11 protein-coding genes are annotated in these 12,407 nt (G+C 57.3%); 5 read left to right on the plus strand and 6 right to left on the minus strand.

What is annotated here, in order from left to right; translation table 11 throughout:
- Nucleotides 1-34: 34 nt before the first annotated feature.
- The gene (gene emtA, locus ACOTXI_RS04545) at nt 35-646 is read right to left on the minus strand and encodes a membrane-bound lytic murein transglycosylase EmtA (RefSeq protein WP_008502664.1); all 612 of its coding nucleotides are present in this window, start codon (nt 644-646) and stop codon (nt 35-37) included.
- Between the two features lie 107 nt (nt 647-753).
- Between emtA and ldcA the strand changes: the two genes are divergently transcribed.
- Nucleotides 754-1,668: a muramoyltetrapeptide carboxypeptidase gene (ldcA, locus tag ACOTXI_RS04550; protein ID WP_023344398.1), complete on the plus strand. Its 915-nt coding sequence runs from the start codon at nt 754-756 to the stop codon at nt 1,666-1,668.
- Nucleotides 1,669-1,765: 97 nt separating this feature from the next.
- Nucleotides 1,766-3,499: a potassium/proton antiporter gene (locus tag ACOTXI_RS04555; protein ID WP_021240401.1), complete on the plus strand. Its 1,734-nt coding sequence runs from the start codon at nt 1,766-1,768 to the stop codon at nt 3,497-3,499.
- Between the two features lie 96 nt (nt 3,500-3,595).
- On the opposite strand, the gene dadX is transcribed toward ACOTXI_RS04555, so the two are convergent.
- Nucleotides 3,596-4,666: a catabolic alanine racemase DadX gene (gene dadX, locus ACOTXI_RS04560; protein WP_058653374.1), complete on the minus strand. Its 1,071-nt coding sequence runs from the start codon at nt 4,664-4,666 to the stop codon at nt 3,596-3,598.
- A 9-nt stretch (nt 4,667-4,675) separates the two neighbouring features.
- Entirely contained in the window at nt 4,676-5,974 is a 1,299-nt protein-coding gene (locus tag ACOTXI_RS04565) for a D-amino acid dehydrogenase (RefSeq protein WP_058653376.1), read from the minus strand.
- A 321-nt stretch (nt 5,975-6,295) separates the two neighbouring features.
- On the opposite strand from ACOTXI_RS04565, the gene ACOTXI_RS04570 reads away from it, so the two are divergent.
- Entirely contained in the window at nt 6,296-7,828 is a 1,533-nt protein-coding gene (locus ACOTXI_RS04570) for a SpoVR family protein (RefSeq protein ID WP_023293929.1), read from the plus strand.
- 109 nt (nt 7,829-7,937) lie between these two features.
- Here ACOTXI_RS04570 and fadR read toward each other — a convergent pair whose 3' ends face one another.
- Complete coding sequence (fadR, locus tag ACOTXI_RS04575; protein ID WP_008500512.1) at nt 7,938-8,657, minus strand: fatty acid metabolism transcriptional regulator FadR; 720 nt, start codon at nt 8,655-8,657, stop codon at nt 7,938-7,940.
- 201 nt (nt 8,658-8,858) lie between these two features.
- Here fadR and nhaB point away from each other — a divergent pair, with 201 nt between their 5' ends.
- Complete coding sequence (nhaB, locus tag ACOTXI_RS04580; protein WP_023293930.1) at nt 8,859-10,397, plus strand: Na(+)/H(+) antiporter NhaB; 1,539 nt, start codon at nt 8,859-8,861, stop codon at nt 10,395-10,397.
- 143 nt (nt 10,398-10,540) lie between these two features.
- Nucleotides 10,541-11,071, plus strand: a complete 531-nt coding sequence (gene dsbB, locus ACOTXI_RS04585) for a disulfide bond formation protein DsbB (RefSeq protein ID WP_021240406.1) — start codon at nt 10,541-10,543, stop codon at nt 11,069-11,071.
- Between the two features lie 115 nt (nt 11,072-11,186).
- Here the strand turns inward: dsbB and ACOTXI_RS04590 are convergent, their stop codons facing one another.
- Both ACOTXI_RS04590 and ACOTXI_RS04595 read right to left on the minus strand, forming a co-directional pair.
- Nucleotides 11,187-11,627, minus strand: coding sequence for a YcgN family cysteine cluster protein (locus tag ACOTXI_RS04590; protein ID WP_008500509.1), 441 nt, complete (start codon nt 11,625-11,627; stop codon nt 11,187-11,189).
- 93 nt (nt 11,628-11,720) lie between these two features.
- On the minus strand, nt 11,721-12,380 hold the full coding sequence (locus tag ACOTXI_RS04595; RefSeq protein WP_008500508.1) for a fumarylacetoacetate hydrolase family protein: 660 nt from the start codon (nt 12,378-12,380) through the stop codon (nt 11,721-11,723).
- Between the last annotated feature and the right edge of the window lie 27 nt (nt 12,381-12,407).

The following is a 12,407-nucleotide window of genomic DNA, read 5'->3' on the forward strand; positions in this document are numbered from 1 at the left end:
CATCGGGCAGCGTGACCGCCGCCCGTCTGCGGCATTACATGGCATCCATCGCTTTCTGCACTTTCCAGATATAACGAGGCGCCTGTGGTGCCGGGTGATTTTTCACCACATGCTCAAAGAATTCGTCTTTGTCCATGCCGTTAATCTCTTCTATCGCCTCTTTGCGGTCAGAGGAGAAGGTTCTCAGCAACGCGCCGGCGCCGTTAACGTAAGACACCACCAGCGCGTACTGCATGACCTCCGGATCCTGAATCCCCTTCAGCACGCCATGCTCCATGATGCTCAGATAGGCCGTGCCCATTGAAATGTTGCGTTCCGGGTTCTTCAGCTCGCTGGTCGACGGCTGGCCGCTCCAGCCCATGTAGCGGTATACCTCTCTCCCCGCCGTTGACGCTTTAAGCTGCATCAGCCCCACCGCGTTGGACTTGCTGACAAGCGTGGGGTTACCGCCGGACTCCACCGCAATGATCGCCGTGATGAGACGCGGACTGACGCCCCAGGCTTTCCCGGCTTGTTCACTGATCGGCATCCACTGCATCGCCCGCTTCACCGGCACTTCCGGGTTCCAGGGCGGGTTTTGATAATCATGTTTTGAACTACAGCCAGCGAGCAACACAATCAAAAAAGCAAACCATCTCAATTTCACGTCATCTATCCTTATAGCCGGTCATCGCGGTGCGCCGCCCCTTGAAGCAGGCGGCGTATACGCAGCATGATATAGACAATTAGTTTCTCATTCAGCAAGGAATTGCCATGTCTCAGATTCATCTCATCGCGCCGTCGGGCTACTGCATTAACCAGGACGCGGCGCAGCGGGGCGTTCAGCGTTTGCTGGAATCGGGCCACCAGGTAGAAAATCAGACGATTATCCCCCGCCGCCAGCAGCGTTTTGCCGGTACCGAAGCGCAGCGGCTGAATGATATCAACAGCCTGGTGAACCTGAAGGGTGAAAACCGGATAGTGCTGGCGGTGCGCGGCGGATATGGCGCGAGCCGACTGCTGGAGAGCATTGACTGGCAGGGCCTGGCGGAGCGTCAGCAGCAGGATCCGCTGCTGATATGCGGCCACAGCGATTTCACCGTCATCCAGCTTGGGCTGCTGGCGCTGCATAACGTCATCACCTTCAGCGGCCCGATGCTGGCCGGTAACTTCGGCGCGCCGGAGCTGGAAGCGTTCACCGTGGAACATTTCTGGCGCGCGCTGCGTAATCCCACCTACAGCGTGGAGTGGCAGGGGAATGGACCGCACTGGGAATGCGAAGGCCAGCTCTGGGGCGGTAACCTGGCGATGCTGGTTTCGCTCATCGGTACGCCGTGGATGCCGCAAATCAAGGACGGCATTCTGGTGCTGGAAGATATCAACGAACATCCGTTCCGCGTCGAGCGCATGCTGTTGCAGCTCTATCATGCCGGTATTCTTGAGCGCCAGTCCGCGATTGTGCTGGGCAGCTTCAGCGGCTCTGAGCCGAATGACTATGACGCGGGTTACTCCCTGGAAACCATGGTTCAGTTCATTCGCTCGCGGCTGGATATTCCGGTGATCGCCGGTCTGGACTTCGGTCATGAGCAGCGCACCGTGACTCTGGCGCTGGGGGCGCACGCCGCCCTGCTCCATAATGATTCCGGCTCCCGGCTGACCATCAGCGGCCATCCTGTCATAAAGGCATAAAAAAGCCGTTATACCCCCTTAATAAAACGCTGTTGCCGTCGTTAATATGTTAGGGTTTTAGTAACAGCGTTAACATTGAGGTGGGAGTAAGAGAACATTGGATGCCGCAGCGATAATCAGCCTTTTCATTCTGGGTTCGGTCCTTGTAACCAGCAGTATTTTATTAAGTTCATTTTCATCGCGTCTCGGCATACCTATTCTTGTTATTTTCCTCGCCATCGGCATGCTGGCCGGCATTGATGGCATTGGCGGTATCCCTTTCGATAACTACCCTTTCGCCTACATGGTGAGTAACCTGGCGCTGGCGGTGATCCTGCTGGACGGCGGGATGCGCACCCAGGCGAGCTCCTTCCGCGTGGCCTTAGGGCCCGCGCTGTCGCTCGCCACGGTCGGCGTGTTGATTACCTCCGGCCTCACCGGAATGATGGCCGCGTGGCTTTTCCATCTCAATATCATGGAAGGGTTGCTGATTGGCGCCATCGTGGGCTCAACCGATGCGGCTGCGGTGTTTTCCCTGCTCGGCGGTAAAGGGCTTAACGAACGCGTTGGCTCCACGCTTGAGATTGAATCCGGCAGCAACGATCCGATGGCGGTGTTTCTCACCATCACGCTGATTGAGATGATCCAGCAGCACGAGACGGGCCTCAGCTGGATGTTTGCGTGGCATATCCTGCAGCAGTTCGGGCTGGGGATTGTTATTGGCCTGGCGGGGGGATACCTCTTACAGCAGATGATCAACCGCATCTCGCTGCCCGCGGGGCTTTACCCGCTGCTGGCCTTGAGCGGCGGCATTCTCATTTTTGCCGTTACCACGGCGCTGGACGGCAGCGGCATTCTCGCCGTCTACCTCTGCGGGTTCCTGATGGGCAACCGCCCTATTCGCAACCGCCATGCCATTTTGCAGAACTTCGACGGCCTGGCATGGCTGGCGCAGATCGGCATGTTCCTGGTGCTCGGTCTTCTGGTTACCCCATCGGACCTGCTGCCCATCGCCGTTCCGGCGCTGCTGTTGTCTGCGTGGATGATCTTCTTCGCCCGTCCGCTGTCGGTATTTGCTGGCCTGCTGCCGTTTCGCGGCTTCAACCTGCGCGAGCGCGTCTTTATCAGCTGGGTGGGTCTGCGCGGCGCGGTTCCGATTATTCTTGCGGTCTTTCCGATGATGGCCGGTCTGGATAACGCCCGGCTGTTCTTTAACGTGGCTTTCTTCGTGGTGCTGATTTCGCTGCTGTTCCAGGGAACGTCCCTCGGGTGGGCGGCAAAAAAAGCCAAAGTCGTGGTCCCTCCCGTGGGCTGGCCGGTGTCGCGGGTGGGGCTCGACATTCATCCTGAAAACCCGTGGGAGCAGTTCGTCTATCAGCTGAGCGCTGACAAATGGTGCGTGGGGGCCTCGCTGCGCGATTTGCACATGCCAGCCGAAACGCGCATTGCCGCCCTGTTCCGCGATAATGTCCTGCTGCACCCTACCGGCAGCACCCGCCTGCGCGAAGGGGATATTCTGTGCGTGATTGGCCGCGAGCGCGACCTGCCCGCGCTGGGCAAGCTGTTCAGCCAGTCGCCTCCGGTGGCGCTGGATCAGCGTTTCTTCGGCGATTTTATTCTGGAAGCCAGCGCCAGGTTTGCCGATGTCGCGCTGATTTACGGCCTGGATGAAGGTGCTGAAGACGGAGATAGCCAGCAAACGCTGGGCGAAATCATCCAGCAGCGGCTTGGCGCTGCCCCGGTCGTGGGCGATCAGGTAGAGTTTGCCGGGATGATCTGGACGGTAGCAGAGAAAGAAGATAACGCGGTGCGGAAAGTCGGTTTGAGGCCGATGGAAGAGGAAGCGGAGTAGCGGTTTTTTTTGCCTGGTGACGGCTTCGCCTTACCCGGCCTACAAAATCCTCGAACGTAGGCCGGGTACGCGTTAGCGCCACCCGGCGAACATTCGTTACACCGTCACAACCGGCACCCTCGGTGCCAGGGCACACATCAGTTCATACCCTACCGTGCCCGCCGCGGCAGCCACGTCATCAATTTTGATTTCGTTACCCCACAGCTCGACCGGCGAACCGATACCCGCCTGCGGGCAGGGCGTCAGGTCAACGGCCAGCATATCCATAGAAACGGTGCCTACCGTTCCCGTGCGGACCCCATCGACCCACACAGGCGTACCGGTCGGTGCAATGCGCGGGTAGCCGTCGGCATAGCCGCCCGCCACGATACCAATCCGCTGCTCGCCCTTTGCCCGATAGCGGCTACCGTAGCCCACCGTGTCGCCAGCTTTCAGGGTCTGCACACCAATGATTTCGCTGCGCAGGGTCATAACCGGCTTCAGGCCGCTGTTGGCGATATCCTGCCACTGGCCCGAGGGCGACGCGCCGTACAGAACGATCCCCGGACGCACCCAGTTGTAATGCGCCTCGGGATGCCACAGCGTGGCCGCCGAGTTGGACAGCGAGCGCGGGCAGTCCAGCCCTTCTGCGGCCTGCTCGATGCGGACCATGGCATCGGCGATACCGTCCGGTTTTTCCGCGTCGGCAAAGTGCGCCATCAGCGTCATTTCACCCACGTTCTTCAGGGCGCGCAGCTGCTGCCAGACCGTATGCACCCGCTCAGGCTGGAAGCCCAGGCGGTTCATGCCGCTGTTGACCTTGAGATAGATATCCAGCGGCGCGTGGAGCTTCGCATCCTGAATCGCTTTGATCTGCCAGTTGCTGTGAACGCTGGTGGTCAGCCGGTACTTATCCAGCAGCGGCAGATCGTCGGCGTGGAAGAAGCCCTCCAGCAGCAGTATGGGCCCTTTCCAGCCGCGCTCGCGCAGCAGAATGGCCTCTTCAAGATTGAGTAACGCAAAGCCATCGGTGGCGCTCAGCGCGCTCCAGATACGGTCAATGCCGTGGCCGTAGGCATTCGCTTTCACCACCGACCACACCCGTGCGCCAGGTGCCGCCCGGCGAACAATCTGCAGGTTATCCTTCAGGGCCTTCAGGTTCAGCTGAGCCAGAACAGGACGGGACATGACAACTCCTTAGTTATGTGCGCCGTGCAGGTGCTGTGGACGCGACGGCGTAAACCCCGATTGATAGCGCGCGACACTGAGATCGTCAAACGGAATGGCCGGCGTGCGTCCGGAAATCAGGTCGCTCAGCAGCTGTCCGGAGCCGCAGGCCATCGTCCAGCCAAGCGTACCGTGTCCGGTATTGGTCCACAGGTTTTTGAACGGCGTGCGCCCCACAATCGGCGTGCCGTCCGGCGTCATCGGACGCAGGCCGGTCCAGAAGGTCGCCTGCTCGACAAAGCCACCGCGCGGGAAGAGGTCCCCTACCACCATCTCCAGCGTTTCACGACGCGGTTTCAGCAGTTCGGTGTTGAAGCCGACGATCTCCGCCATGCCGCCTACGCGGATGCGGTTATCGAAGCGGGTAATGGCAATTTTGTAGGTTTCATCCAGAATGGTAGAAACCGGTGCGCCGCTCTCCTCTTTTACCGGAATGGTCAGCGAGTAGCCTTTTAGCGGGTAGACCGGAATGTCGAGAATGCCTTTCAGCATGGCGGTGGAGTACGAACCAAACGCCATGACGTAGGCATCCGCTTTGATCACCTCTTCGCCACACTTCACGCCGTAAATTTTTTCCCCTTCCGACAGCAGCTTGTCGACAGAGGTGTTGTACCGGAATTTCACCCCTGCCTGCTCGCACATCTGCGCCAGACGCTGCGTAAAGAGCTGGCAGTCGCCGGTTTCGTCATTCGGCAGGCGCAGGCCGCCCGTCAGCTTATGCGCCACTTCCGACAGCGCAGGTTCAACCTGACCAAGCTGGCTGGCTTCCAGCAGCTGATACGGTACGCCAGCATCTTCCAGCACGGCGATATCGCGGGTGGCGTTTTCATACTGTTGTTCGGTGCGGAACAGTTGGAGCGTTCCGCCCTGACGGCCTTCGTACTCAATCCCGGTTGAGGCGCGCAGCGCTTTCAGACAGTCGCGGCTGTATTCCGCCAGGCGCACCATGCGCCCTTTGTTCTCCATGTAGTGGCGTGTGTCGCAGTTGCGCAGCATCTGCCACATCCATTTCAGCTGGAACTGCGTGCCGTCAAGGCTGATGGCCAGCGGCGCGTGGCGCTGGAACATCCATTTAATCGCTTTCAGCGGAACGCCCGGCGCTGCCCACGGTGCCGCATAGCCGGGAGAGATTTGCCCGGCGTTCGCCGCGCTGGTTTCCAGCGCGGGGCCTGACTCACGATCGATAACGGTGACGTCATGTCCCGCCTGACTTAAATACCAGGCGCTGGTTACCCCAACGACACCACTTCCCAGTATGACAACACGCATAGCCACTCCATTATGTGCAAAAGAACAATCTTCTAATTACAGATTGATAACCTAGTTGAAAATATTATTCAACATACGACTTTTTTATGGTGACTTACCTCACACATCCCCCAGCATCAGGGGATAGTGCTAATTTGGGATCTCCTGCTGCGCGTTATTTTTAACCAGCATAATATGCTGAGGGACGCCCTTTTTTTGCCGTATCAAAAACGCGAAATCGCAAAGAAAAAATTTCTGCCCCAGCACGCTTTTTAACACGTTGATCTATGCTTGAAAGGAGGCTCTCCAGACAGAGAGAGCACCCACAACGAGGGCGCGCTAATGGCTACTATTGATTCCCTGAACAAGGACAACACACGTCTGAGCGATGGACCCGACTGGACCTTCGAGCTGCTGGATGTTTACCTCGCCGAGATCGACCGGGTCGCAAAACTGTATCGCCTGGATACCTATCCCCATCAGATTGAAGTCATTACGTCCGAACAGATGATGGACGCCTACTCCAGCGTCGGGATGCCGATCAACTATCCGCACTGGTCGTTTGGTAAGAAATTTATTGAAACGGAGCGGCTGTATAAGCACGGCCAGCAGGGTCTGGCGTATGAAATCGTCATCAACTCCAATCCGTGTATCGCCTATTTAATGGAAGAGAACACCATTACCATGCAGGCGCTGGTGATGGCGCACGCCTGCTACGGGCACAACTCCTTTTTCAAGAATAACTACCTGTTCCGCAGCTGGACGGATGCCAGCTCCATCGTCGATTACCTGATCTTCGCCCGTAAATACATTACCGACTGCGAAGAGCGCTACGGCGTGGACGAAGTGGAAAAACTGCTCGACTCCTGTCACGCGCTGATGAACTACGGCGTTGACCGCTACAAACGTCCGCAGAAAATCTCCCTGCAGGAGGAGAAGGCCCGGCAGAAAAGCCGCGAAGAGTATCTGCAAAGCCAGGTGAACATGCTGTGGCGCACCCTGCCGAAGCGTGAGGAAGAAAAAACGATCGCCGAAGCGCGGCGTTATCCGTCCGAGCCACAGGAAAACCTGCTCTATTTTATGGAGAAGAACGCCCCGCTGCTGGAGCCGTGGCAGCGTGAGATCCTGCGCATCGTGCGCAAGGTGAGCCAGTATTTCTACCCGCAAAAACAGACTCAGGTGATGAACGAAGGCTGGGCGACCTTCTGGCACTACACCATTCTCAACCACCTGTACGACGAGGGGAAAGTCACCGAGCGGTTCATGATGGAGTTCCTCCACAGCCATACCAACGTGGTGTTCCAGCCGCCCTATAACAGCCCGTGGTACAGCGGGATTAACCCGTACGCGCTTGGCTTCGCCATGTTCCAGGACATTAAGCGTATCTGTCAGTCGCCGACGGAAGAAGACAAGTACTGGTTCCCGGATATCGCCGGATCTGACTGGCTGGAAACGCTGCACTTTGCGATGCGCGACTTTAAGGATGAGAGCTTCATCAGCCAGTTTATGTCGCCGAAGATCATGCGTGATTTCCGCTTCTTCACCGTGCTGGACGACGACCGCAACAACTATCTGGAGATCTCCGCAATCCACAACGAGGAGGGTTACCGTGAGATCCGCTCTCGCCTCTCTTCCCAGTACAACCTGAGCAACCTTGAACCAAATATCCAGGTCTGGAACGTGGATTTACGCGGTGACCGCTCCCTGACGCTGCGCTATATCCCCCACAATCGCGCGCCGCTGGATAAAGGGCGTAAAGAGGTGCTGAAGCACGTGCATCGCCTGTGGGGCTTTGATGTTCAGCTGGAGCAGCAGAATGAAGACGGGAGCGTCGAGCTGCTTGAACGCTGCCCGGCGCGGTTGAATACGCTGTAGTTTTTTGCCGGGTGGCGGCTACGCCTTACCCGGCCTACGGGTTTTGTAGGCCCGGTAAGCGAAGCGCCACCGGGCGAAAAAAAACCTCTCACACGAGAGGTTTTTTATTTCAGCGGCTCTGAATCGCCAAATCACCCGGCAGCGTTTTCTGCATACGGTGCCAGATTTCACCGGAATCGTGACCGTAGCGGCGCACTGTCTCATACACCTGATCGTGCAGACCTTCGGAGCACAGCTTGCTCAGCTTATGGTAAAAGCCCAGCGCCAGGCTGCGGGCTTCGGGATTGGCAAAGTAGTGACGGCCAATGCGGGTGTAGAGCCCTTTCATGCCGTTGAGGATCAGACCATACACCGGGTTGCCGGAGGCAAACGCCAGGCCACGGAAGACGTTGTAATCGAGGGTGGCGAACGCGTCGGCGTGATCTTCCACCTCGTTGGCACTGGCCAGCACCGCAAGCGCATCTTCCGGATGCTGACGGAAAGCCGTACGAATAAAGATCGTCGCGATGTTGGTGCGAACGGAGAGCAGATTATCAATGAGCTGCGGCACGCTTTCATGATCGAGACGCGCCAGCGTTTCAAGAATGTTCAGCCCGGAGGTTTCCCAGAAGTTGTTCACTTTTGTTGGCTTGCCGTGCTGGATCGTCAACCAGCCATCGCGCGCCAGTCGCTGAAGCACTTCACGCAGCGTGGTGCGAGTGACGCCAATCAGTTCAGAGAGTTCGCGTTCAGCCGGAAGAATGGACCCCGCAGGGAAACGATTATTCCAGATGCTTTCAATGATGTACTCTTCCGCGAAACCCGCCGGGCTCTGCGCCTTAATGACCATAGTGAGATTTCCATTACACAGCTTTTGCAAATTGGACTCATCATACCAGAGGCGTGCAGTGGCAGGTAGCGCGGCAAAGAGAGAAAAGAGGGATCGCCGTTTCATTTTTATGAAATTTACAATGCGGTCTTATCCGCGTCTGGACCGTGAATTTTGCGTATACTGATGTTTTGTCTTACTTGACGGGGAAGGACGTCTGTCGTGGAAATTTCTTTTGGGCGCGCCCTGTGGCGCAATTTTTTAGGCCAGTCTCCTGACTGGTACAAACTGATACTGCTGGTGTTCCTGGTCGTTAACCCTCTCCTCTTTTACGTGAACCCGTTCGTTGCCGGGTGGCTGCTGGTCGCGGAGTTTATCTTCACCCTGGCGATGGCGCTGAAATGTTATCCCCTGTTGCCGGGCGGATTGCTGGCGTTTGAAGCGGTAGTGATTGGGATGACTTCTGCCGAGCATGTCAAAGCAGAGCTGGCTTCAAATCTTGAAGTGCTTCTGCTGCTGATGTTTATGGTGGCGGGCATCTACTTTATGAAACAGCTGCTGCTGTTTATCTTTACGCGCCTGCTGCTCAGCATTCCGTCGAAAATGGTTCTCTCGCTGGCGTTTTGCCTTGCGGCGGCCTTCCTGTCAGCCTTCCTGGACGCGCTGACGGTCGTCGCGGTGGTGATAAGCGTCGCGGTGGGGTTTTACGGTATTTATCACCGCGTGGCCTCCTCTCGTCCCGGTGAGGATCTGCAGGATGACAGCCATGTCGATGCGCATAACCGTGAGGTACTTGAGCAGTTTCGCGCCTTCCTGCGCAGCCTGATGATGCATGCCGGGGTGGGTACCGCCCTGGGGGGCGTGATGACGATGGTGGGCGAGCCGCAAAACCTGATCATTGCGAAAGCGGCGGGCTGGCACTTCGGTGATTTCTTCCTGAGAATGGCCCCGGTGAGCGTGCCGGTGCTGATCTGCGGTCTGGCGACCTGTTTGCTGGTGGAGAAGTTTCGCCTCTTTGGTTACGGGGCACAACTCCCGGAGCCGGTACGTCAGGAACTGCATAAATTCGATCTGCAGAGCCGACGCCAGCGGACGCGCCAGGAGACGCTGCGCCTGATTGCACAGGGGATCATCGGCGTCTGGCTTATCGCCGCGCTGGCGTTCCATCTTGCTGAAGTGGGGCTGATTGGTCTGTCCGTGATTATTCTCGCCACTACCTTTACCGGCGTGACGGATGAGCATGCCATCGGCAAAGCCTTTACCGAAGCGCTGCCGTTTACCGCCCTGCTGGCGGTGTTCTTTGCGGTCGTGGCGGTGATAATCGACCAGCACCTGTTCGCGCCGATTATTGCCTTTGTCTTACGGGCATCACCGGATGCTCAGCTGTCGCTGTTTTACCTGTTTAACGGCCTGCTCTCGTCGATCTCTGATAACGTCTTTGTCGGGACGGTTTACATTAACGAGGCTAAGACCGCGATGGAGCAAGGCGTGATCAGCGCCGGACAGTTTGAACTGCTGGCCGTGGCGATCAACACCGGTACCAACCTGCCGTCGGTGGCGACACCCAATGGCCAGGCCGCCTTCCTGTTCCTGCTGACCTCCGCTCTTGCGCCACTCATACGTCTTTCTTATGGAAGAATGGTCTGGATGGCCCTGCCCTATACGCTGGTGCTTACGATCGTGGGATTGCTTTGCGTCAAAATTACCCTTATTCCCTGTACGCAATGGTTGATACAAGCGGGTATACTTGCGGCGCAGTAAACACTGCAACTCGGGCAGTTTGCTGCCCGTTTGCCTTTTCGCACGATAAACATCCAATTACGTTTTATTTCGCCAGGTACAGGTGGCGCGAAAAACGAATTCGTTTACACTGCGCTTTCTAAGCATGTTCCAGGGAAATGATTATGTTGAGATTTTTAAACCAGTGCTCCCGCGGTCGCGGAGCGTGGTTGCTAATGGCCCTGACCGCCTTTGCGCTGGAAATGGTCGCGCTGTGGTTCCAGCACGTAATGGGACTCAAACCTTGCGTGCTCTGTATTTACGAACGCTGCGCGCTGTTCGGCATTATGGGGGCTGGCCTGGTCGGCGCGATTGCGCCGAAGTCGCCGCTTCGCTATGCCGGGATCGCAATCTGGCTCTACAGCGCCTGGAAAGGCATTGAACTCTCCTGGCAGCACACGATGATGCAGCTGCATCCGTCACCGTTTATGACCTGCGATTTTGCCGCCCGCTTCCCGAGCTGGCTGCCGCTGGACAAATGGCTGCCGCAGGTGTTCGTTGCCTCCGGTGACTGCTCCGTTCGCCAGTGGGAATTCCTGACGTTGGAGATGCCGCAGTGGCTGGTGGGCATTTTTGCCGCCTACTTCATCGTGGCGCTGCTGGTGTTGATCGCTCAGCCGTTCAAACCGAAGAAACGCGATTTGTTCGGGCGCTAATTCGCCCGGCGGCGCTTCGCTTGCGCGGGCCTACGGTTTTGTAGGTCGGGTAAGCGCAGCGCCACCAGACACAACAGCGCACAATAAAAAACCCGCTTTGGCGGGTTTTTTAATCTCAACGGGTCGGGTGGTTCATGATGTGATCTTCCCAGTCCCGCACCTCGGACTCTTTTACCGCAATGTGGCGCACGGAGATACGTTCGCCGTGCATCGCCGCTTTTGAACCGGTCAGCAGGGGGTGCCAGTCAGGCAGACCTTTCCCCTCCGCCAGCAGGCGATACGCGCAGGTATGCGGCAGCCATTCAAAGGTGGGCAGATTCTCACGGGTTAATTTAATGCAGTCTGGCTCGAACTCGAAGCGGCGCTCGTAGTTGCGGCACTGGCAGGTTTTGATGTTCAGCTGCTTGCAGGCCACGTTGGTGAAGTAGATTTCGTCCGTGTCTTCATCCATCAGCTTGTGCAGGCAGCACTGACCACAGCCGTCGCATAAGGATTCCCATTCCGCGTCGGTCATGTCGTCGAGAGTTTTGCTTTGCCAGAAAGGGATGTCGTTCATCAGGATGTCCACACGTCAGAAGAAAGCGCACCTTATAACGAGTCTGGCACGTCGTTGCAAGTTTTGCCGCCCTTTTCAGGCGGCAAGAGGAGGTTACAGCACGCGGGTTTTCAGCGACAGGCCGTTAAAACCAACTTCAAGTTCATCACCGCTCGCGAGCGGACCAACGCCTTCCGGCGTGCCTGTCAGGATCACATCACCCGGCTTGAGGGTAAAGAAGCGGCTCATGTAGGCGATCAGCGGCACAATCTTATGGATCATGTCTGCCGTGGTGCCCTGCTGGCGGATTTCACCGTTAACCTTCAGGCTGAGCGGCGTGTCCTGCGGATTACCGGTAAATTCGCTCACCGGCACAAACGCCGAAATCGGGCAGGAATTATCAAACCCTTTGGCTTTTTCCCACGGCTGCCCCGCTTTCTTCATTTTACCCTGCACGTCGCGTAGCGTCAGATCCAGCGCCACGCCGTATCCGGCGATCGCTTTTTGCACATGCTCTTCGGAGGCCTGACGCAGCGTTGCGCCGATCAGCACGGCGAGTTCCACTTCGTGGTGTACCGAGCCGAGCCCCTGCGGCAGGGCCAGCGGCTGGCGAATATCGCAAAGCGCCGTTTCAGGCTTAATGAACAGAACCGGCTCTTCTGGCGTCGCACTGCCCATCTCCTGAATATGTTTTGCATAGTTGCTGCCCACGCAAACCACTTTGCTGACGGGATAATCCAGTAATGCACCTTGCCAGTTATGATGTTGATACATGGTCGACCCCTAAACGGTTGATGTGTT

This window comes from Enterobacter cloacae complex sp. BZL2005, from assembly GCF_049238885.1.
Classification (GTDB): Bacteria; Pseudomonadota; Gammaproteobacteria; order Enterobacterales; family Enterobacteriaceae; genus Enterobacter; species Enterobacter roggenkampii.